The sequence below is a fragment of the Asinibacterium sp. OR53 genome, from assembly GCF_000515315.1.
Lineage (GTDB): Bacteria > Bacteroidota > Bacteroidia > Chitinophagales > Chitinophagaceae > Sediminibacterium.
In genome coordinates, this window is sequence record NZ_KI911562.1 from 1,398,580 (window position 1) to 1,418,993 (window position 20,414).

At 46.3% G+C, this 20,414-nt stretch carries 17 protein-coding genes; 8 read left to right on the forward strand and 9 right to left on the reverse strand.

Annotation, left to right across the window (positions count from 1 at the left end; translation table 11 throughout):
- The first annotated feature begins 5 nt into the window (after positions 1 to 5).
- Positions 6 to 2,495, forward strand: coding sequence for a TonB-dependent receptor (locus tag SEDOR53_RS0106325; protein ID WP_026768968.1), 2,490 nt, complete (start codon positions 6 to 8; stop codon positions 2,493 to 2,495).
- Positions 2,496 to 2,653: 158 nt separating this feature from the next.
- Here SEDOR53_RS0106325 and SEDOR53_RS0106335 read toward each other — a convergent pair whose 3' ends face one another.
- Positions 2,654 to 4,444, reverse strand: coding sequence for an ABC transporter ATP-binding protein (locus SEDOR53_RS0106335; RefSeq protein ID WP_026768969.1), 1,791 nt, complete (start codon positions 4,442 to 4,444; stop codon positions 2,654 to 2,656).
- A gap of 172 nt (positions 4,445 to 4,616) precedes the next feature.
- Between SEDOR53_RS0106335 and SEDOR53_RS0106340 the strand changes: the two genes are divergently transcribed.
- Complete coding sequence (locus SEDOR53_RS0106340; RefSeq protein ID WP_026768970.1) at positions 4,617 to 5,090, forward strand: ribonuclease H-like YkuK family protein; 474 nt, start codon at positions 4,617 to 4,619, stop codon at positions 5,088 to 5,090.
- A 99-nt stretch (positions 5,091 to 5,189) separates the two neighbouring features.
- On the opposite strand, the gene yihA is transcribed toward SEDOR53_RS0106340, so the two are convergent.
- Positions 5,190 to 5,810 carry a ribosome biogenesis GTP-binding protein YihA/YsxC gene (yihA, locus tag SEDOR53_RS0106350; RefSeq protein WP_026768971.1) on the reverse strand — a complete coding sequence of 207 codons (621 nt, stop codon included), beginning with the start codon at positions 5,808 to 5,810 and terminating at the stop codon, positions 5,190 to 5,192.
- Positions 5,811 to 5,927: 117 nt separating this feature from the next.
- On the opposite strand from yihA, the gene SEDOR53_RS0106355 reads away from it, so the two are divergent.
- Both SEDOR53_RS0106355 and SEDOR53_RS19455 read left to right on the forward strand, forming a co-directional pair.
- Complete coding sequence (locus tag SEDOR53_RS0106355) at positions 5,928 to 6,167, forward strand: DUF4160 domain-containing protein (RefSeq protein WP_026768972.1); 240 nt, start codon at positions 5,928 to 5,930, stop codon at positions 6,165 to 6,167.
- Positions 6,148 to 6,456 carry a DUF2442 domain-containing protein gene (locus SEDOR53_RS19455; protein WP_051347902.1) on the forward strand — a complete coding sequence of 103 codons (309 nt, stop codon included), beginning with the start codon at positions 6,148 to 6,150 and terminating at the stop codon, positions 6,454 to 6,456. The genes SEDOR53_RS0106355 and SEDOR53_RS19455 overlap by 20 nt, the downstream gene beginning before the upstream one ends.
- A 62-nt stretch (positions 6,457 to 6,518) precedes the next feature.
- On the opposite strand, the gene SEDOR53_RS0106365 is transcribed toward SEDOR53_RS19455, so the two are convergent.
- Positions 6,519 to 7,013: a heme-binding domain-containing protein gene (locus SEDOR53_RS0106365; RefSeq protein ID WP_084220389.1), complete on the reverse strand. Its 495-nt coding sequence runs from the start codon at positions 7,011 to 7,013 to the stop codon at positions 6,519 to 6,521.
- A 20-nt stretch (positions 7,014 to 7,033) separates the two neighbouring features.
- A complete protein-coding gene (gene gpmI, locus SEDOR53_RS0106370) occupies positions 7,034 to 8,554 on the reverse strand; it encodes a 2,3-bisphosphoglycerate-independent phosphoglycerate mutase (protein WP_026768974.1) in 1,521 nt (506 codons plus the stop codon).
- 119 nt (positions 8,555 to 8,673) lie between these two features.
- On the opposite strand from gpmI, the gene SEDOR53_RS0106375 reads away from it, so the two are divergent.
- The 3 genes from SEDOR53_RS0106375 to SEDOR53_RS0106385 all read left to right on the forward strand — a co-directional run bounded on the left by SEDOR53_RS0106375 (position 8,674) and on the right by SEDOR53_RS0106385 (position 10,360).
- A complete protein-coding gene (locus tag SEDOR53_RS0106375) occupies positions 8,674 to 9,060 on the forward strand; it encodes a DUF4783 domain-containing protein (RefSeq protein ID WP_139173875.1) in 387 nt (128 codons plus the stop codon).
- An 82-nt stretch (positions 9,061 to 9,142) separates the two neighbouring features.
- A complete protein-coding gene (gene nadC / locus SEDOR53_RS0106380) occupies positions 9,143 to 10,003 on the forward strand; it encodes a carboxylating nicotinate-nucleotide diphosphorylase (RefSeq protein ID WP_026768976.1) in 861 nt (286 codons plus the stop codon).
- A gap of 15 nt (positions 10,004 to 10,018) precedes the next feature.
- Positions 10,019 to 10,360: a translation initiation factor gene (locus SEDOR53_RS0106385; RefSeq protein ID WP_026768977.1), complete on the forward strand. Its 342-nt coding sequence runs from the start codon at positions 10,019 to 10,021 to the stop codon at positions 10,358 to 10,360.
- Positions 10,361 to 10,485: 125 nt separating this feature from the next.
- Here SEDOR53_RS0106385 and SEDOR53_RS0106390 read toward each other — a convergent pair whose 3' ends face one another.
- From SEDOR53_RS0106390 to dnaB, 5 genes are all read right to left on the reverse strand, one after another.
- Positions 10,486 to 12,309 carry a DNA polymerase III subunit gamma/tau gene (locus SEDOR53_RS0106390; RefSeq protein ID WP_026768978.1) on the reverse strand — a complete coding sequence of 608 codons (1,824 nt, stop codon included), beginning with the start codon at positions 12,307 to 12,309 and terminating at the stop codon, positions 10,486 to 10,488.
- A 111-nt stretch (positions 12,310 to 12,420) separates the two neighbouring features.
- Positions 12,421 to 13,596, reverse strand: coding sequence for a hypothetical protein (locus SEDOR53_RS0106395; protein WP_026768979.1), 1,176 nt, complete (start codon positions 13,594 to 13,596; stop codon positions 12,421 to 12,423).
- 59 nt (positions 13,597 to 13,655) lie between these two features.
- The gene (locus SEDOR53_RS0106400) at positions 13,656 to 15,257 is read right to left on the reverse strand and encodes a murein L,D-transpeptidase (RefSeq protein ID WP_026768980.1); all 1,602 of its coding nucleotides are present in this window, start codon (positions 15,255 to 15,257) and stop codon (positions 13,656 to 13,658) included.
- 37 nt (positions 15,258 to 15,294) lie between these two features.
- Positions 15,295 to 15,996, reverse strand: a complete 702-nt coding sequence (locus SEDOR53_RS0106405; protein WP_026768981.1) for a 16S rRNA (uracil(1498)-N(3))-methyltransferase — start codon at positions 15,994 to 15,996, stop codon at positions 15,295 to 15,297.
- A 3-nt stretch (positions 15,997 to 15,999) separates the two neighbouring features.
- On the reverse strand, positions 16,000 to 17,571 hold the full coding sequence (dnaB, locus tag SEDOR53_RS0106410) for a replicative DNA helicase (RefSeq protein ID WP_026768982.1): 1,572 nt from the start codon (positions 17,569 to 17,571) through the stop codon (positions 16,000 to 16,002).
- 383 nt (positions 17,572 to 17,954) lie between these two features.
- On the opposite strand from dnaB, the gene pheT reads away from it, so the two are divergent.
- Entirely contained in the window at positions 17,955 to 20,393 is a 2,439-nt protein-coding gene (gene pheT / locus SEDOR53_RS0106415; protein WP_026768983.1) for a phenylalanine--tRNA ligase subunit beta, read from the forward strand.
- The last annotated feature ends 21 nt before the right edge of the window (positions 20,394 to 20,414 follow it).

Below are 20,414 nucleotides of genomic sequence, written 5' to 3' on the forward strand. Positions count from 1 at the left end.
CGCGTATGAAAAAGGCCATGAAATTTTTCAGCCTCTTGTTGTGTGTAAATATTTTTTCCTTCATCATTGCAACCGCAAAACCTGTTGTTTTTTTTGGTGATGAAACGCTGAAAGGGGTGGTAACCGATAACAAAACCCATCAACCATTGCGCGGGGCAGCGATATTGATCCCTGACCTGAAACTGGGTGTTGCGGCAGATTCGCTCGGGCATTATGAGTTTAAAAAACTGCCCGCAGGAACTTTTTTAGTAGAAGTAAAATTTGAAGGTTATAAAAGCATTGCCAAAAATGTGTTGATCAGGGGCGATGTAAACCAGGATTTTCAGTTGGAAGAAAGCGCTACCGAGATCAGTGAAGTGGTGGTTACCGGAACCTCCAAAGCTACACAGATCAAACGAAACCCGGTTCCCATTGTAACGGTGAGTCACGATTACCTGACTTCAAACCTCAGCACGAATGCCATTGATGCCATTGCCAAAGTGCCGGGTATCCGTGCTGTAACTACCGGCCCGAATGTATCCAAACCCTTCATCCGCGGACTGGGTTATAACCGCATCCTTACGTTGTACGATGGTATCAGGCAGGAAGGCCAGCAATGGGGTGATGAGCACGGTATCGAAGTAGACGCCTATGCTATAGACAAAGTGGAAGTGATCAAAGGACCGGCCAGCCTGAGTTATGGCTCCGATGCATTGGCAGGTGTGGTGAACCTCATACCCGTACCTTCAGCGCCAGAGGGAAAAATGATCGGTAATGTTACCATGGAATACCAGACCAATAACAAATACCTGGGTGGTTCGGCTATGCTGGGCGCTGCCAAAAATGGTTTTGAATGGTCGGGACGGATCTCTCACAAACAAGCTACCAATTACCAGAACAAATACGATGGAAGAGTATATGGTACCGGATTCAGTGAAACCGACGCGAATGCATCTCTTGGTTTGCATGGTAAATGGGGGTACTCTCACCTCAACCTGGTATTGTTCGATAATTTACAGGAGATACCCGATGGTAGTCGCGACAGTGCTACCAGGGCTTTTACCAAACAGATTACGGAAGCAGATACGCTTCGTCCCATTGTACCTGCATCTGAACTGAATAGTTATAGTATCAACACGATACACCAGCATGTGCAGCACTACCGTGCATTCCTCAATAATAATTTCATCATTGGCAACGACCGGCTCGACGTGAATCTGGGATTCCAGCGGAGTGTGCGCAGGGAATACAGTCACCCGGTATTATCTACTATCCCTGGGCTATTCCTTCAACTGAATTCATACACCTATGACGTCAAATACCATTTCGCAGAAAAAAACAACTGGAATGCCAGCATCGGTATCAATGGCATGTACCAGGAAAATCATGTTGAAAAAGGAACCGACTTCATCATTCCTTCTTACAAACAATTCGATTTTGGTCCCTTTGCTTTGTTGAAGAAGAGCATTGGCAAGCTGGATATTGCAGGAGGATTGCGTTATGATATCCGTTCATTCAACAACAATGCCCTTTACACCAAACCCGATCCGGTAACAGGTTTTGACAAAGTTTATTACGGACCAGTTACAGCAGCAGATACGGCTGTTTTCAATAAATACAGCCATACATTCAGCGGCTTCTCCGGAAGTATTGGCGCCACTTACAATTTCTCCGAACAATTCTCCGTGAAGTTCAACCTGGCAAGAGGTTTCAGGGCGCCCAATATTGCAGAGATATCCGCCAACGGCGTGCATCCCGGAACTAATATTTACCAAATTGGTAATGACCAGTTCCAGCCTGAGTTCAGTTTGCAGCAAGATCTGGGGTTTGTGTATTCATCCAAATACGCGGTGATACAACTGAACCTGTTCAACAACAGCATCAGCAATTATATTTATAACCAGAAATTGCTGGCTGCGAACGGACAGGATTCGGTGATAGTAACTGGTAACCAGACTTTCAAATACCAGTCGGGCAAGGCCGATCTGTATGGTGGTGAACTGAGTGTTGACCTGCATCCTGTAAAGGCATTGCATTTCGAAAACAGCCTTTCTATTGTGTATGCGCAAAACAAGAGTGCCGGATCAAAAGATGCGGACAGTACCCGCTATCTGCCCTTTATTCCACCAGTACATGGTGTTTCGGAACTACGCTTTGATTTTGATATCAAAAACGCCGGTATCAAACACGGTTTTGCGAAAGTGCAGGCAGAATATTATGCCGCACAAAACAGGGTCTTCACTGCTTACGGAACGGAGACAGCTACACCGGGATATGCGTTGTTGAATGCTGGTTTGGGAGGAAGCCTTGTGAACAGGAGAGGTAATCCCTGGGTGAGCATCTATATCCTGGGTAATAACCTGCTAAATACAGGCTACCAGGATCACCTGAGCAGGCTTAAATATTTTGAACCTTATCCGGGCAATTTCACCGGCCGCAATGGTATTTACAATATGGGACGGAATATTTCCTTCAAGCTGAGCTTTCCCATCAGCTATAGCTTAAAAAAATCCTAACTGCTAACATATGATCGAATGAAAGAAACGCTGCCACGGCAGCGTTTCTTTTTATGAATTCATTTTTATATTGGTAGTATGGATATCACCATCAATACACCTGCCTTGCTGTTCCCTGCGATCATATCAAGCGCCGTTTTGAAAAAGAATGAACAGGACTAATTGACCAGGGCCGGTTCCTTGCTCATGATCTTACGCTCACCGATCTGCTGTCTCCACATAGCATAATACAATCCCTTTTCTGCTAGAAGCTGTTCGTGACTTCCTGTTTCCACTACCTGGCCTTTTTCCAATACATAAATGCGGTGAGCATGCATGATGGTACTCAACCGGTGGGCGATCATCACTGTGATCTGTTCCTTTTCCAATGAAATGTTGCGGATCGTATTGGTGATCTCTTCTTCGGTAATGCTATCGAGCGCTGAAGTGGCTTCGTCGAAAATGAGTAAGTGCGGATGGCGCAGCAAAGCACGGGCAATGGAGAGTCTTTGTTTCTCACCACCACTCAGTTTTAGTCCGCCTTCCCCGATCATGGTATCAATTCCTTTCTCTGCCCTTTGCAACAGGCCATCGCAACTGGCTTTGTGCAAGGCTTCCACCAGGTCGGCATCACTGGCTTCGGGATGAACGAAGAGCAGGTTTTCGCGAATGGTGCCGGCAAACAATTGCGTGTCTTGTGTTACGAAACCGATCTGGTTACGCATCTCATCGAAGTTTATTTCCAAACCGTTCACGCCGTTGTATAAAATATGCCCTCCCTGCGGGCGGTACAATCCTACCAATAGTTTTACCAGCGTACTTTTTCCTGCGCCCGAAGGGCCAACAAATGCAATGGTCTCTCCCTTTTTAGCATCGAAAGAAATGCCATCAAGCGCCCTGTATTGTGCGGTCTGGTGTTTGAATACCACATCCCTGAACTCCAACTCTTCAACCACACCTACGTGACGTGGATGAGCCGGTTTTGGTTCCGCTTCTTTTTCCATCAGGTTATGGAAGTTGATGAGTGAGGCTTCGGCCTCGCGATAACTCATGATGATACTGCCAATTTCCTGCAACGGGCCGAAGATGAAGAAACTGTAGAACTGCAATGATATCAATTGCCCAACGGTGAGCACCTCTCTGAAGATCAGCCACATGAGGGTGAAAGTAATTACCTGTCGCAATAAATTCACCATAGTGCCCTGTATAAAACTGAGCGAACGGATACTCTTCACTTTTTTCAGTTCCAGTCCGAGTATCTTGTAGGTATTTGTATTGAGGCGATTCACTTCCTGGTTGGTAAGCCCCAGGCTTTTTACCAGTTCAATATTGCGCAGGCTTTCAGTAGTAGAACCCGCCAGCGAAGTAGTTTCCTTGACGATCTTTTTCTGGATGGTCTTAATTTTTTTGCTGAGCAGGTTGGTCACAAAAGCGATCAGCAGTGCGCCACCCAGGTAAATGGGTATGATGGACCAGTGGAGCCTGGTAGCGTAGATGGTCACGAATATCACACTTACGATGATGCTGAAAAGTACATTGATGACGTACCCGATGAACTTTTCGGTATCGGCTCTCACCTTGGTAAGGATAGAAAGCGTTTCACCGCTGCGCTGGTCTTCAAATTCCTGGTAAGGCAACCGCATGGAATGCTTGAGTCCGTCGGTAAAGATCCGCGCCCCGAATTTCTGTATGATCACATTCACCACATAATCCTGGAAGGCCTTGGCGATGCGGCTTACCATGGCAGTACCCACCAGCAGCAGGAGCATGAACATGATACCGTTGATATACTGACTTTCTGTGCGCGTAGTGCCGTTGGCTGCAATTTTAACATGCATGCCATACTGGTCTATCAGCTTACCGAAGATCATGGGGTCGAAAAGGGAGAAGGTCTGGTTGATGGCGGCCAGCAATAAAGCCAATGCTACCAGCCATTTATAAGGCTTGAGGTATTGTAAGAGTAATTTCATTCGTCGGGGTTTGATGGTGTGTTCTTACCCGTCAATTTCCGTACAAATCTCCAAAAAATGACAAAGTTGCTTCCCGGAAATGCCAGGTTTTTCCACGTCTGTTAACAATAAGATATTTTTATGTTGCTCTTTCTCCGCCAATTAATCGGTAACTTACAAAAACCTTCTTTATATGCGTTGGAGAAAATTCAATGGAGAAACCATTCAGCTACCGATCAAAAATGCGGTAGAAGAGGCCATCAAAAGAGAAACGGCTAATGGCACCCGGCTGAAAGTTTGTATTGGAACCGATAGCCAGGTAAAAGGAGATGACACCGAATTTGCCACTGTGATCGTTTTTCTTCGGGAGCACAATGGCGGCTTTATGTACATCCACAACGAAAAGACCAAGCAGAAATTCCACATCAAGGAAAGAATGCTGGTTGAAGTAGCCAAGAGTGTTGAAATCGCTTACGAACTGTGCAACCTTTTCATCAAGTACCAGGTGGATATGGAAGTGCATGCCGACATCAACACCAATCCGCATTTCAAAAGCAATGACGCCCTGCGTGAAGCCATGGGTTATATCCTGGGTATGGGCTTTGCTTTCAAGGCCAAACCGGAGGCTTTTGCCAGTAGCTGCTGTGCAGACAAAGTAGTCAATTAATAATGACTCAATGGCTCAATGCTCAATTGCTCAATGATTTTTGAAGCAATAGGCATTTGTCCCCCCCATTGAGCCATTGTGTATTTGGCCATCGAGCAATTATCGTTGATTGCATTCCTGAATGAATTGCAAAAGGTCATCTCTTCCCTGTTTTTTCTCTGAACTTGTTACAAAATGTCTGGGAAGGAACTGCCAGGTCTCCAGCAGGGCATCGAAGAAAGCCTGTACATTGGCTTTCACAACGCCAGGTTTTTCTTTATCCGATTTAGTGAATACAAGCGAAAAAGGCACCTGCCATTTATCGAGCTGACTAATGAACTCAAGGTCTATTTTCTGCGGCTTGTGCCTGCTGTCGATGAGCACGAAGACCATAGTGAGATTTTCGCGCTTACGCAGGTAGTTTTCAATCATTTGCTCCCATTTTCTACGGCTCGATTGCGAGACTTTCGCAAATCCATAACCGGGAAGGTCTACCAGGTACCATTTCTCTGAAGGTGATTTTTCAGCAGCTGCACTGGTTACATCAAAATGGTTGATGAGCTGGGTTTTGCCGGGTGAAGCGGATGTTTTGGCCAGTTTCTGGTTACCGGCCAGCATGTTGATGAGTGATGACTTGCCTACATTACTTCTGCCAATGAACGCATATTCGGGCCTGTCGGCCTTAGGGCATTTGTCAAAAGAAGGACTGGAAACAAGATAAACAGCTTTTCGGATCAACATGTTGTACAATTAAAAAGTTAGCAGGTAAAATTAAAAACTTTCTGCAATGAAGGCTTGATTACCTTTTTTTGCGGAAAGTACCTAATGTGCCAATCTACTAACAAGGTAAGTTGCAGTATGCCAACTGTCTTGTTAGAGAATGGGTTTCGTTTCTTTTTTTATAGCAACGAAAATGAAGAGCCGATGCATATCCATCTAAAAAGGGGAAATGCTATAGGAAAGATATGGCTGGAACCTGAGATTAGAATTGCTTATACAGATGGTTTTTCCTTAAAAGAAGAACGTCAGATCATGGAAATAATTTCAAACAAATTCGTAATTTTACAACAAAAGTGGAATGATTACTTCTCACAATAAATATGATGCTATTGAAAACCTCATTTATAATGAAGGTTTGAAGATTCAATCATTGGAATTTAGTCCAACGTACAGGAAAATGTTTATTCACCTGACGAATGATACCACTTTTGTTGTTAGAACTCATCAGTACCCAAATCTTAAAAAGGCCTCTGTTCAACAATTGAAAAATTTCAGCTTAATTGGGAATGGTGCCGGAATCCATTGGCCAGAAGTAGACGAAGATCTTAGTTTGAAAGGGTTTCTGAAGGAACTCAACATAAGTTGGTTACACAAAAGGAAGAATTAATTACCCATAAATCATAAATACAAAAGCCTTCTATTTAGAAGGCTTTTGTATTTATGGGCTGTCTATTTTTTGCGTTTAATAACAAGACTATCAGCCGGATATTTTGCTTTGATGCTGTCGCGGATACCAGCGCACCAATTGATGAGCGTTTGTTTTTCTGCATCGGTGAGTACGGCATCTTTATGCATAAGGGTGTATGACCCGATCGGCATCTCGCCTTCCTTCACCTCATCGATACATTCATCCAATTTCTTGTATTGTTTGCCAATACGGTAACTGTTGAATTCATCGAAGTTGAGGTGGCGTTTACCATCTTTAACATGATCGCCTAGCCACCAGGCAACAGGCTGCACTTCTCCATACCAGGGATAACGGGTAAGGTTGCTGTGACAATCATTACAGGCTTTGGCCAGTATTACCTGCACATCGTGAGGCACAGGATAAGTTTTATCAATGCTGTTGGCAGTATTACCCGATTGGTTTTTATCTGGCCTGAAAGCCTGGGATATCACCAATAAAACCAGCAATACCAGTCCGACCCTTTTCAATATTTTCATAAACAGTATCTATTTGGCATTTAAATTAACACATTTCCCGTCATCTCTTTCGGAATCGGTAATCCCATCACAGTTAAAATAGTAGGAGCCAGGTCACCAAGTTTTCCGTTTTTAATGGGGCCTTTCCATTCTTTGTCGATGATGAAGAAGGGAACCGGGTTCATGGTATGCGCTGTATTAGGACTGCCATCTTCATTGATCATGAAATCGGCATTGCCATGATCGGCTGTGAGGAAAATGGTATAGCCATGCGCCAATCCTGCTTCCACCACTCTTTTTACACAGGCATCTACCGTTTCCGCTGCTTTGATGGCTGCTGTGAATACGCCGGTATGTCCCACCATATCGGTATTGGCATAGTTGAGGCAAATAAAATCGGCCGATTCTTTTTCTATTTCAGGAACGAGTTTGTCGGTTATTTCAACAGCGCTCATCTCGGGCTGCAAATCATAGGTAGCTACTTTGGGGGAAGGAACCATGATGCGTGATTCGCCGGGGAAAACATCTTCCCGTCCGCCACTGAAAAAGAAAGTAACGTGCGGATATTTTTCTGTTTCCGCAATGCGAATCTGTTTTTTACCATTGGCCGCCAAAACTTCACCCAATGTATTATTGAGGTTGTCGTTTTCAAACACCACATGTACGTTCTGGAATTTGTGATCGTACAGGGTCATGGTGGTATAATGCAGGTTGAGTTTATGCATACCGAAATCGGCATGATCCTGTTGCGTGAGCACTTCTGTGATCTCACGGCAGCGATCGGTGCGGAAATTGAAGCAGAGCGCTACATCGCCATCCTTGATCAGCGCCAATGGTTGTTGCGCCTGGTCAACGATCACGGTGGGTTTGATGAACTCATCTGTTATTGCTGCGGTATAAGATTGTTCAATGGCGGCAACAGCACTGGTGGCAGTGGGACCTTCACCTTTTACCAGGCAGTCATAAGCCAGTTTCACCCTTTCCCATCGCTTATCCCTGTCCATCGCATAATAACGTCCGCTTACGGAAGCGATGGTACCTGCAGATTGCTTCAAATGTTCTTCCAATGAAGTGATGAAGCCCAGTCCGCTTTTAGGATCGGTATCCCTTCCATCGGTGAACGCATGGATGAACACCTGGCTAAGTCCCTCCGCCTTACATACATCGCAGATGGCTTTTAAATGGCTGGTATGGGAATGCACACCGCCATCGCTTACCAGTCCGAGTAAATGCAAAGGCTTGTTATTGCTCTTGGCATAACGGATAGCGTTCAACAACACTTCATTCTTTGCAAATTCACCGGTACGTATGGCAACATTGATGCGTTGCAACTCCTGGTACACGATGCGGCCGGCACCGAGATTGAGGTGACCCACTTCACTATTGCCCATTTGTCCGTCGGGCAAGCCCACATCTTCTCCACATGTTATCAATGTGGTATTAGGATACTTTTGATATAAAGAACTTACAAAAGGAACTTTTGCATGTTGAATGGCGTCGGCATAAGGAACTTTACCGAGTCCCCATCCGTCCATGATCACCAGGATTACTTTGTTGCTCATCTTGTTTAAAACTACGCTGTTTGGGTTTGATGAATTGATATTAACTTTAGCGTCGAACACGCTGCGTGCAAATTTGGCATGTTTTTGGCAATTTGAAAGGTAAGATAACACTGAATATCATGAAAAAGATGTTTTTATTAACGGTATGGGCATTGATGGTGTCACTGGCAGTTCCTGCCCAGTCACCCGGGGCTGATGCTGTGGTTCAGGCTTTTAAATCGGTCAATGCCGATAGAATAGCCGATCACTTTGATGATTTTATCGATATGAAGTTGCTGGACAAAGATGAAGTGAAAAACATGGGCAAAAACCAGGCTTCTATAGCGCTTAAGTCATTTTTTGCTGAAAACGGCGTGAAAGGTTTCGATAAGCAATCAGACCGCGAGTTGGGTAATACTATGTACCTCACCGGTAAATTACAAACAAGCAACAAGAATTACAACATTACCGTAATGCTGAAGCAGAAAGACAACCGCTACCAGATCATTACGATACGCATCAGTTAGCCGGACTTTCATAATTCTCATAAACTGACAGACAGGGCCCCGCTTCGGCGGGGTTCTTTATTTTAATCCTAGTTTTGCAGCCATGCAATCATTCGATCAACAATTGGAGCACCTTGTAAAAGAAGCTTTACAGGAAGATATAGGAGATGGAGACCATTCCACCCTGGCCGTGATTCCCGCTGGAAAAAAAGGGAAAGCGGTTTTAAAGATCAAACAGGACGGTATACTGGCAGGCGTGGCAGTGGCGGAAAAAATCTTCCGGCAGGTGGAAAAGGATGTGGTTTTTCATCCCTTTAAAAAAGACGGCGAGCCGATGAAAGTAGGAGAGAAAGCGTTTGAAGTGGAAGCCACCGTTCATACCATACTCCAATGCGAGCGGCTCGTATTGAACTGCATGCAGCGTATGAGCGGTATTGCCACCCTCACCCAGCGGTATGTGGCGCAATTGAAGGGCTATCATACCCGCCTGCTCGATACGCGTAAAACAACGCCTAATTTCCGGCTGCTGGAGAAAGAAGCGGTTCGCATTGGCGGAGGTACAAATCACCGGTTTGGGTTGTTTGATATGATCATGCTGAAGGATAACCATATTGATTATGCGGGCGGACTGGAACCTGCCATCAACCAGGCATGGGAGTATATTCAGCGCAAAAAGCCCGGATTGAAAATAGAAGTGGAAACCAGGAGTGTGGAAGATGTGAAGCAGGTTTGTGCCATTGGCGAAGGGAAAGTGTTCTGCATCATGCTCGATAATTTCTCACCCGAACAGATACGTGCGGCTTTACAGGTAATCGATGGCCGTTTTGAAACAGAAGCCAGTGGGGGTATCAATCTGAATACCCTGAAAACTTATGCAGAAACGGGCGTGGATTATATCAGTGTGGGAGGACTCATTCACCAGGCACAGAGCCTGGACCTGAGCCTCAAAGCCAGTTTTGAATGATTGAACGGAATAACCATGAGTAAAAAGAATAAACCGGATACCAGAGGGTTTGTGTACAGTACCAACCCCGATTTTCATTTCGAGCAGGAAGAAGAAGTATCGGAAACATTGCCGCCTGCGCAACAATTACTGAAGATCAAGCTCGATACCAAACAGCGCGCCGGTAAAGCGGTAACGTTGGTCACAGGTTTTATCGGCACGCAAACAGACCTGGAAGACCTGGGTAAGAAATTGAAGAATTTTTGCGGTACAGGAGGTAGCGCAAAAGACGCTGAGATCATTGTGCAGGGCGATCAACGGGAGAAAGTATTGCAGTGGTTGATGAAGAATGGTTTTGTAAAAGCGAAAAAGATATAAAGAACGTCACCCTGAGCGAGCGAAGCGAGCCGAATGGGCTGCTGCACGCTCGGGCAGATACCTCGGCTTCGCCCTTCGACTCACTTCGTTCGCTCAGGGTGACGACCTCGGGATGACGGTGGATTTTAATAATCAATCTCCAGTTTCAATTTATCTCTCAGCTCTTTTACCAGCGGGTATTGTTCCGCAATACGTTCGAATTTTTCTTTGCTGTTCATACGCATGTGGGCGGGCACTTCTTCTTTTTCTGAAGCATCTACCAATATGGAAAAACTAATGCTGCGGTTATTGAATGCCTGGTGCAGGTGATCGATGAGCATCATCCTTTCCTGTTCCACGAATTTTTGAGCTGTAAGAGCGGGCACTGATACGGTGAAGCGCATATCATTTTCAATGGTCAGTACAGCTATTTTGAATGTGCCTACAGAAGAATGTTTTTTTTGCCGTTCCAGTTCTGCCGTATATGCATCCCAGCACTCGCGCAGCTTGTCCATTTTCAGTACTTCTGCTTCTTTTACTTCTTCAATGGCATACTGATCACCATATTTTTCACGCAAAGCATCGAGCAGGTTTTTTTTGTTCCCTTGTGGCGGGGCAGGCTTGGGAACCGGCCTGGAATTGTTTGCCGGAGGAGCTGTTGCAGGCGTTATAGGCCTGGGAACAGTATTGGCCGGCGAGTTAGCCGGTGCAGGAGCAGCAGGTTTTTGTTCGATGTATAATTTAGATCCGGCAGGAGCTGTGTCGCCGTTTGTTTTCAACAACATAGGCGCTATCGGTTGAATGCGGAATGCAACCGGTCCGTCAATGCGCTTTTTTTTTACCACTGTGCCATTGTCTGCCGACAGTTCAATGGCCTGCTGCAGGAAATTCAGTTTGATGAGTGTGAGTTCAACGTGCAGGCGTTTATTACGCGCCATTTTGAAATTGATCTCCGCTTCATTCAATATGTTCAGGGTGCTTACAAGGTAAGAGATACCAACTTTGTTGGCAGTGGCCGTATATTTTTCCTGCAGGCCTTCCACTACTTCCAGCAAGGCGGCTGATTTAGGATCTTTACATACCAGCAGGTTGCGGATGAATTCAGCGAAACCGTTCAATACAAGATCGCCTTCAAAACCTTTGCGGTTGATCTCGTCGTACAGTAACATGGCACCCGCCATATTTTGTTGCTGCATACAATCGAGCATTTTGAAATAATAATCTTCATCCAGTATGTTGAGGTGTTCCAGTGTATTCTGGTAAGTAACCGTACCATTGGTGAAGCTCACGATCTTATCCAGTATGCTCAGTGAATCACGCATACAGCCTTCGCTTTTCTGTGCGATCACCTGGAGTGCGGCTTTTTCGGCCTGTATCTCTTCCTTGTCAACGATCTCCTGTAAATGCTCAACTGTATCGTTGTTGGTAATGCGCTTGAAATCGAATATCTGGCACCGGCTGAGTATGGTAGGCAATATCTTATGTTTCTCGGTAGTGGCTAATATGAAGATGGCATAAGAGGGCGGCTCTTCCAGTGTTTTCAGGAAAGCATTGAAAGCACTGGCACTGAGCATGTGCACCTCGTCCACGATGTATACTTTGTATTTACCCGCTTGCGGCGCAAACCGCACCTGTTCTACCAGTGAGCGTATATCGTCTACCGAGTTGTTGCTGGCGGCATCCAGTTCATGGATATTGAGTGAAGTACCTGCATCGAACGAAACACAGCTGGCGCAGGTATTGCAGGCTTCTCCATCGGCTGTGGGCTGGGTACAGTTGATCGTTTTGGCAAGGATACGGGCACAGGTGGTTTTGCCCACACCGCGCGGACCACAGAATAAAAAAGCATGTGCCAACTGGTTGTTCCGGATGGCATTTTTAAGCGTGGTAGTGATATGCGACTGACCCACCACAGTATTGAAATTCTGCGGCCTGTACTTCCTGGCTGAAACGATGAACTTATTATCCATATACAAGGTGCAAGATAATAAAAGGGAACGTCATCCCGAGCGCAGCCGAGGGATCTGCCCCAACCCGCCAGCGGGTCCTTCGGCTCACTTCGTTCGCTCAGGATGACGTGATTAAATTTTATATTCCATTTCGGGATGGCGTTCAAAATTTTTGGTATGATCGAATAAATAACGATAAGTTATCATCCTTCTGCTCGGAACGCCTCCCAGGCTTTTGTAAACATTGAGCATTTTCGGATTCCATTCGCCTGCCCAGCCCATCTCATATTCTTCGTACCAGCCTTTGTTCTGGATGAGCAGGGCCGATTCATAGATCATAAAGCTGTCAATGCCGAGCGACTGGTACTTGGGCACCACGCCAAAAGCGAGCCCGGTTAACCGCTTGTTGATGCCTCTTTTCTTCAGCCACAACAAATGCAGTTTTTGCAGGAGACCGAATTTGCCACTGAAATGTTTGAAGTACTGGTTCACATCGGGAATATTGATGAACATGGCAATGGGATCTTCTTTGTAGTAAGCAAACCAAACAACCCGTTCATCCATGATGGGCTTCATGGATTTGAATAGTTTGAGCACCTGTTCTTTGGTGATCTCCTTTCCTTCTCCATGCTGCGCCCATGCTGCATTGTACACGGTAGCGAAATCGCCTGCGTATTTTTCCAGTTCGTTGAGGTTAACATGCTTTGCCACATACCCCGGTTTGGCCTTGAATTTGGCATGGCGTTCCGGGAAACGAGGTGGCAAAGGATCATCCACTTTCATGGAATAATAAAACTGGTTGTAATAATTCTGAAAGCCATATCCTTCAAACAATTGCTCATAATAAGGCGGGTTGAAAGACATACCGTACATAGGTTCTTTATCGAATCCTTCTGCCATCAGCCCCCACCATTTATCTCTGTCGCCAAAATTGATAGGCCCGTCCATTGCTTCCATGCCTTTCGACTGCAGCCATGTTTTGGCTGCATCGAACAGTATATTGGCTGCCTGCTGGTCGTTGATGCAATCGAAATATCCGATGCCTCCTGTTGGAAAATCTGTTCCCTTGTTGATGTATTTAGTATTGGTAAAAGCGGCGATACGGCCAATAGGCTGATCCTGCTCATCCCTTAATATCCAACGATGCGCTTCTCCATATTTGAAATTTTTGTTTTTGGCTGGATCAAATACATCGTTTACCTCTTTATCAAGCGGCCTGATATAACAAGGGTTACCCTGGTTCATCAGGACATTCACCCTTAGGAAATCATTGACCGTTGTTTTATCTTTTACGGTTATCAGGCGCATGAACAAAAATTTATGCTGAACAATTGTGTTTAGCGAATGTACTGAAGTAGTGATTGTTGTTACAGGAAAAGTTTCTCTTCCATTTTTTTATCATGCCCGTATATGTCCTTGCGGAAATTCAATTGTCCGTTTTTGTCAACCCAGGCGGTGAAATACGTAATGAAAACAGGAACGCCTTTGCTGAGTGGTACCCATTTTTCTTTGGGTTGGTGCATTGCAGAATCAATCTTCACTTCAGTCCAGCTGGTATCGGAACGAAGCAGGTATTGTGCAAATTTTTTAGGCTCACCCAGCCTGATACAACCGTGGCTGAAACTCCGGCTGGATTGCGTGAACAACTCACGGTTAGGCGTATCGTGAAAATAAATGTTGTAATTGTTGGGGAAGAGGAATTTGACCAGCCCTAATGAATTAGGCCCGCCCGGTTTCTGGCGGATATTGGGAACAGGCCCAGTCTTACCGTAAATTTCCATGTGGTTCTTAGCGAGGTAATCGGGATTCTTTTGAATTGCGGGCAGTATCTCTTTTTTTACGATGCTTTCTGGTACGTTCCAATATGGACTGAATACAATATACTTCAGCTTACCAGTGAAAATAACGGTGCTGTTGGCCGATGTTCCTACGATCACATTCATATCGAATTGAAGATGGCCGCTGTCGAATACATGCATTTTGTATTCGGGTATGTTCACCAATATATAATTGGTGTCTTTTTCAGCGGGCATCCAGCGTACCCTTTCAATGTTGATGGATATCTGCCGTGCGCGCTGTTTAAGCGGCACATTCAGTTCTTCCAGCATTTTATTGCCAATGATGCCATCTACGCTGAGTCCCATTCTTCGTTGAAAAGATTTCACAGCGCGCAACAAGGTAGTATCGAAAAGCGGGGTGCTGTCGTTATGTGCAAGATCGCCAAACAGGGCAAGCCTCGTCTTGATCTTTAGAATGCTTTCGGAAGAATCTTTCCTGCGTAATGGCTTCGATAAGTAAGCAACAGAATCTGGTTCCGGCGTTTTGCTCAGTTGAGAATAAACTGCAAGAAAATGCTGCAGCTTCTCATATTGCGGGTTGAGCGGAGCGTATGCTTCTGCTTCGGCAGTCTTGTTGCGAATAGCAGAGTCGAGGAGCGCAGTGATGTTGATCTTTTTGCGAGGGATGAACCAACCCAGTTCCGCAGCGTCGATATCGCTGCCCTTGTACACTTTAGAAGCATAGCGGAAGAACTGACCGGTAAGGAGTAACTCGGTCTTCATTACCAGTGAATCGCTGTGTTGCGGATAGAATTTTTTGTTGACGAAACCATTGTACAATTGGGCAAGCCGCGCATTGTAAATTGAACTGTCATCGAACTGACTGATATAATTGTTTTGCAGGTTGATGAAATTATACGCTTGCTCAGTGAGTCCTGTTGAGTCGAACCAGGCGAACTCATAATTGCGGTGTTTGTAAAAATCATTGAACTGCTCGGTATAGGCAGCATAGTCGGGGTTAGTGGCAATGAAATGATTCAATTCTCCGTTCTCAAGGAACAATGTATTGAACGAAGTGACATGGGTAATGCTCGTATCCCTGTTGACGGGATTTTTTTTCTTTCGGATATTGTTGCATCCCCAATAAACAAGCGCAGTAAGGCACAGGGCCGGGATCACATAACACTTCATAGATTGAATATATGGATTCTTTACATATAAAAGTAGGCTATTTATTCACGAGCAGCGTAGCAGCTACCACACCTGCCGTTTCGGTGCGCAGCCTGGTTTCTCCAAGGGTAACCGGCAGGTAATGATGGTTCATCGCTGTCTTGATTTCATGGGGGGTGAAATCGCCTTCCGGACCAATGAGTATTTGCGCGTCGCTGAAAGGAGGGAGTTCTGTGATGCTGTTCCTCGCATCGTCTTCACAATGCGCTACCAGCCGGAGTCCGTATGCAGTAGATACCAGCACTTCTTTGAAAGGAGCGGGTTCGCGCAGTGTGGGCAGCCATACCTGCTGACTTTGCAGCATAGCCGATACCAGTATTTGTTTCATCCGGTCGATACGAAAGCGGGTATGTTCCGTTCGCTCGCAGAGCAGGGGGATGATCTCGCTTACGCCGATCTCGGTGGCTTTTTCCAGGAACCATTCAAAGCGCGCCGGGTTTTTTAGCAGTGAAACAGCGATACTTATTTTTTTAAGATGACGGGGCGATAAGAGTTCTTCCTCAATCAGCGCTACGGCTTTCTTTTTGTCTTCACTTAGTATACGTGCTTTGAACAGTGCTCCTTTGCCATTGGTAAGTTGCAATTGCTCACCTGTCTTCATGCGCAATACCTGTATGCAATGCTTGCTGGTTTCTTCGCTCAATTGGAAGTGCCCGTTAGACGATGCAAGTAACGGCTCATAAAAAAATGGAAGGGTCATGGTTTAAAATGGAGCTTCATTGTCGAATCCATCGTCAAAGTTACCACCATTCATCTTACTGCCTTTCTGAATGAAGAATTTGCTGCCTTCGTTTCCGCCGGCGCCTGGTGCGCCGCCCTGCGGAGCGATGGGTTTCCAACTGCCGCCACCGAATCCGCCACCATCGTCTCCCCATTCCTCGAATTTCTGTATCTCCAGCTTGGCGCGCAGCTTGATGGTTTCGAGTGAACCGTTCCGGTGCTTGGCTATGCGTACATGGGTTTCGCCCTGGGTGCTTTCGCCCTGTTCATTGCTGGATATCTCGTAGTATTCGGGCCTGTAAATGAACATCACCATATCGGCATCCTGTTCAATGGCGCCCGATTCGCGGAGGTCACTGAGCTGAGGCATCTTGCTTTCCTTCCTGGTTTCTACCGCACGGCTCAACTGGCTGAGGGCAATGATGGGAATATTCAGTTCTTTGGCCAGGGCCTTGAGATTCCGAGAAATGGTACTGATCTCCTGTTCACGGTTGCTGCCCCGGTCGCCGATGCCGCTCATCAACTGCAGGTAGTCGATGATGATGAGTCCCACCTGGTGCTTGTTCACCAGCCTCCGGGCTTTGGCCCTGAATTCAAACACGTTCAGCGCAGCCGTATCATCGATGAAGATGGGCGCTGTTTCGAGTTTTTTAACGCCCTTGGTATGCAATTGCTGGTATTCGTATTCTTCCAGTTTGCCCCGGCTAATTTTCTCCATCTTGATCTCACTCTCGGCACTCAATATCCTTTGCACCAGCTGGCCGGCGCCCATTTCCAATGAAAAGAAAGCCACCGGAGTAGGTTTGGTGGGATGCAAAGCGGCATTGCGGGCCAGGTTGAGGGCGAATGCGGTTTTACCCACGGCTGGACGGGCAGCCAGGATGATGAGGTCGGTATTCTGCCATCCGTAAGTAACGCGGTCGAGTGTACCGAAACCGCTGGGAACACCGGAAATATCGTCTGTTTTGGTACGGAGCTCGTCGATCCGGTTGATGGTTTTGGCCAGTACATTGCCAATATCTTCAAAGTTCTTCTTGAGGTAATTGTTGGTGATGTTGAACATCTTGGTCTCGCTGTCGTCGAGCAGGTCGAATACATCGGTACTATCTTCGTAAGCATCACCAATGATTTCCCCGCTGATGCGGATCAGTTCGCGCTGGATGAATTTCTGCAGTACAATGCGGGCGTGGGCATCGATATTGGCAGTAGATACAACGGCATTGGTCAGTTTGGTTACGTAATAAGGGCCGCCTACGATATCCAGCTTCTCCTGCATTTTCAGCTCTTCCACCACCGTAAGGATGTCAATGGGCATGCTCTTTTGCTGCAGGCTCTGCATGGCCCTGAAGATCAGTTGGTTTGCTTCTACATAAAAACACTCGGGTTTGATGATCTCGGTAACGGTATCAAAAGCGCTTTTTTCCAGCATGATGGCGCCTAATACGGCCTCTTCCAGCTCTTTTGCCTGGGGAGGTACCTTTCCGTATACCATGGTGCTCATGTCGATCGAAGTCTTTCTCCTCTTCCGGTCTTTATTCAAGCTTGTCAGGTCCATAAGTCGTCTTTTCCTCGATTTTTTAGTTAGTAAGTGATTGTCTCCCGGACTATTTACTTCGACCCTTCGCCCATGTTACGGAATTGTTACCAACGAAGTAAGGGGGAGCGAATATGGGGTAAGAAATCGGGTTCTGAAAATTTTTTTTGCTGTATATTCATCCACATCTTTTCACATTCCTGTGCACACCATTCAGGGAGCTGTTCACACAATTTACTAAGGTTATCCACTAAAATCAAAAGTTTTCCGACGCCAGGCCGAGGAAATGCACAGAGGGATGTGCGTAAAGATTTATACAAAAAACGGGCCTAATGATCCTGAAAAACCGTAATTGAGAAGACAGCCTATTTACCTATTTTTGACGCCCGAAAAGAGCGAGCAATATGACGATTAGTTACAACTGGCTGAGTGAATACCTGCCTATCTCTGAGGTGGGTATGGCAGAGATACTGGCACCTGAGAAATTAGCGAAGATCCTGACTTCCATCGGACTGGAAGTAGAAAGTATGGAGCGCCATGAGCGCGTCAAAGGCGGCCTCCAGGGGCTGGTTATTGGCGAAGTGCTCACCTGTGAACCCCATCCGAATGCCGATAAACTAAAAATTACCACCGTAAATACCGGTGAACCTGCCCCTCTACAGATTGTTTGTGGCGCTGCAAATGTGGCGGCAGGCCAGAAAGTGGTAGTGGCTACCGTGGGTACTACCATTTACCCAGCGACTGGAGAGCCGCTGGCCATGCGGGTAGCCAAGATCAGGGGAGTGGAAAGCTACGGTATGATCTGTGCCGAAGATGAGATCGGGCTGGGAACCAGTCACGATGGTATCCTGGTGCTGCCTGAGAACCTGGTACCGGGCACGCCCGCTGCTGATTATTTCAAGCCTTACAACGACTGGGTTTACGAAATAGGCCTCACCCCCAACCGCATGGATGCCATGAGCCATTTTGGTGTGGCGAAAGATGTTTGCGCCTATCTCAGCCATCATCACCGCGAAGTAAGACCGGTGAGCCCCTTCACAGATACCTGGAAAACAGATAACCAGTCACTCCCTATCAAGGTGGAGATTGAAAATACAGAGAGCTGCCGCCGTTATGCAGGTGTAAGTATTACCGGCGTTACCGTGAAAGAGTCACCGCAATGGTTAAAAGATAAACTGGTTTCCATTGGCCAGCGACCCATCAACAATATCGTGGACATTACAAATTTCATTCTTCATGAAACAGGCCAACCACTGCATGCTTTTGATGCGGCGGCGATCACCGGCAATACCGTGATCGTTAAAAACCTGCCCGAGGGTACTGCCTTCACTACACTGGATGAAAAAGAACGCAAGCTGGGCGCTGATGATTTGATGATTTGCAATGCCCGGGAAGGTATGTGTATCGCCGGTGTTTTTGGTGGTTTGAAAAGCGGCGTCAAAGAGAATACGCAGGCTATTTTCCTGGAAAGTGCCTGGTTCAATCCCGTTAGTATCCGCAAAACATCGGTGCGGCATGGTTTGCGGACCGATGCCGCTACCCGTTTTGAAAAAGGGGTAGATATCTCCAATACGGTGAATGTGCTGAAAAGAGCGGCTTTGATGATCAAAGAAATAGCAGGCGGACAAATATCGAGTGATATTGTAGATGTATATCCTCAGCCTTTGCCCAAAACAGAAGTGGCGCTGAAGAATCATTACCTGAAAAAACTGAGCGGCAAGAATTATCATCCCGACAAAGTAAAAAGAATACTCACCGCCCTGGGTTTCGAGATTGTGAAAGAAGGGTTGGATGAATTGCTGGTAGCTGTTCCTTACAGCAAGCCGGATATCAGCATACCCGCTGATATTGTGGAAGAGATTGTGCGGATAGACGGGCTGGACAATATCGCCATCCCTTCATCGATCACGATCAGTCCGGCTGTGGATGCCCTGGGTGCAAAAGAAGCCTGGAAAGACAAGATGGCCAATTACCTGGTGGGACAAGGCTTTGCGGAGATACTTACCAATTCCATTACCAGCAGCAAGTATTTCGATGAAGCTACCCTGGCTACCACGGTGAAAATGATAAACAACCTGAGCGCCGAACTGGATGTGCTGCGACCTTCCATGTTGGAAACAGGTTTGGAAACTATTGCGTATAATATCAACAGAAAAAATAACCACCTGCGTTTATTCGAGTTTGGCAAGACTTATGCGGTAGATGCAGCGGGCGTTTACCAGGAGCCGGAACATCTTTGTCTTTACCTGACCGGTAAGCAGGGGGAAGATGGTTGGAGGGCCAGGGCGTCACAGCTTGACCTGTATGCTGCGAAAGGAATGGTATCAGCGCTGACCTCACTTTGCGGGTTAACCGATCTGCGTTTTACAAGGCCTAATGAAGGGACATTGTTGCTGGAGTTTTACCACGGCAAACAATTGCTGGGTACGCTGGAAGAAGTAAGCAGGAAGAAGTTGCAGGCTTTTGATCTTCGCCAGGATGTGTATTTCATCGATATACAGTTAACCGCTTTATTGAAAGCAGCTGGTAAGCAAAAGATCGTGTATAAGGAGGTGAACAAGTTCCCTGCCATGCACCGTGATCTTGCCATGGTGGTAGACAGCGTTACTTCTTACGAAGCGATGGAAGCGGTAGTGCACAAGCTGAAGCTGCCGAGACTGAAAAACATGCAGCTCTTCGATGTGTTCGAGAGCGACAAACTGGGTGCCGGGAAAAAGTCGGTAGCCATCAGTTTTACTTTCATGGACGATGAAAAAACGCTGACCGATAAAGAAGTGGATGCGATGGTAGCAAAACTGGTACAAGGTTTGGAGAAAGAATTGGGCGCTGAAATCAGAAAATAAAACTACCTAACCCGATTATTT

Excerpts from the sequence above, each read along its gene's own strand:
- SEDOR53_RS0106325 (WP_026768968.1), top strand. The coding sequence starts at position 6 with ATGAAAAAGGCCATGAAATTTTTCAGCCTCTTGTTGTGTGTAAATATT.
- SEDOR53_RS0106335 (WP_026768969.1), bottom strand. The coding sequence starts at position 4,444 with ATGAAATTACTCTTACAATACCTCAAGCCTTATAAATGGCTGGTAGCA.
- SEDOR53_RS0106340 (WP_026768970.1), top strand. The coding sequence starts at position 4,617 with ATGCGTTGGAGAAAATTCAATGGAGAAACCATTCAGCTACCGATCAAA.
- yihA (WP_026768971.1), bottom strand. The coding sequence starts at position 5,810 with ATGTTGATCCGAAAAGCTGTTTATCTTGTTTCCAGTCCTTCTTTTGAC.
- SEDOR53_RS0106355 (WP_026768972.1), top strand. The coding sequence starts at position 5,928 with ATGCCAACTGTCTTGTTAGAGAATGGGTTTCGTTTCTTTTTTTATAGC.
- SEDOR53_RS19455 (WP_051347902.1), top strand. The coding sequence starts at position 6,148 with ATGATTACTTCTCACAATAAATATGATGCTATTGAAAACCTCATTTAT.
- SEDOR53_RS0106365 (WP_084220389.1), bottom strand. The coding sequence starts at position 7,013 with ATGAAAATATTGAAAAGGGTCGGACTGGTATTGCTGGTTTTATTGGTG.
- gpmI (WP_026768974.1), bottom strand. The coding sequence starts at position 8,554 with ATGAGCAACAAAGTAATCCTGGTGATCATGGACGGATGGGGACTCGGT.
- SEDOR53_RS0106375 (WP_139173875.1), top strand. The coding sequence starts at position 8,674 with ATGAAAAAGATGTTTTTATTAACGGTATGGGCATTGATGGTGTCACTG.
- nadC (WP_026768976.1), top strand. The coding sequence starts at position 9,143 with ATGCAATCATTCGATCAACAATTGGAGCACCTTGTAAAAGAAGCTTTA.
- SEDOR53_RS0106385 (WP_026768977.1), top strand. The coding sequence starts at position 10,019 with ATGAGTAAAAAGAATAAACCGGATACCAGAGGGTTTGTGTACAGTACC.
- SEDOR53_RS0106390 (WP_026768978.1), bottom strand. The coding sequence starts at position 12,309 with ATGGATAATAAGTTCATCGTTTCAGCCAGGAAGTACAGGCCGCAGAAT.
- SEDOR53_RS0106395 (WP_026768979.1), bottom strand. The coding sequence starts at position 13,596 with ATGCGCCTGATAACCGTAAAAGATAAAACAACGGTCAATGATTTCCTA.
- SEDOR53_RS0106400 (WP_026768980.1), bottom strand. The coding sequence starts at position 15,257 with ATGAAGTGTTATGTGATCCCGGCCCTGTGCCTTACTGCGCTTGTTTAT.
- SEDOR53_RS0106405 (WP_026768981.1), bottom strand. The coding sequence starts at position 15,996 with ATGACCCTTCCATTTTTTTATGAGCCGTTACTTGCATCGTCTAACGGG.
- dnaB (WP_026768982.1), bottom strand. The coding sequence starts at position 17,571 with ATGGACCTGACAAGCTTGAATAAAGACCGGAAGAGGAGAAAGACTTCG.
- pheT (WP_026768983.1), top strand. The coding sequence starts at position 17,955 with ATGACGATTAGTTACAACTGGCTGAGTGAATACCTGCCTATCTCTGAG.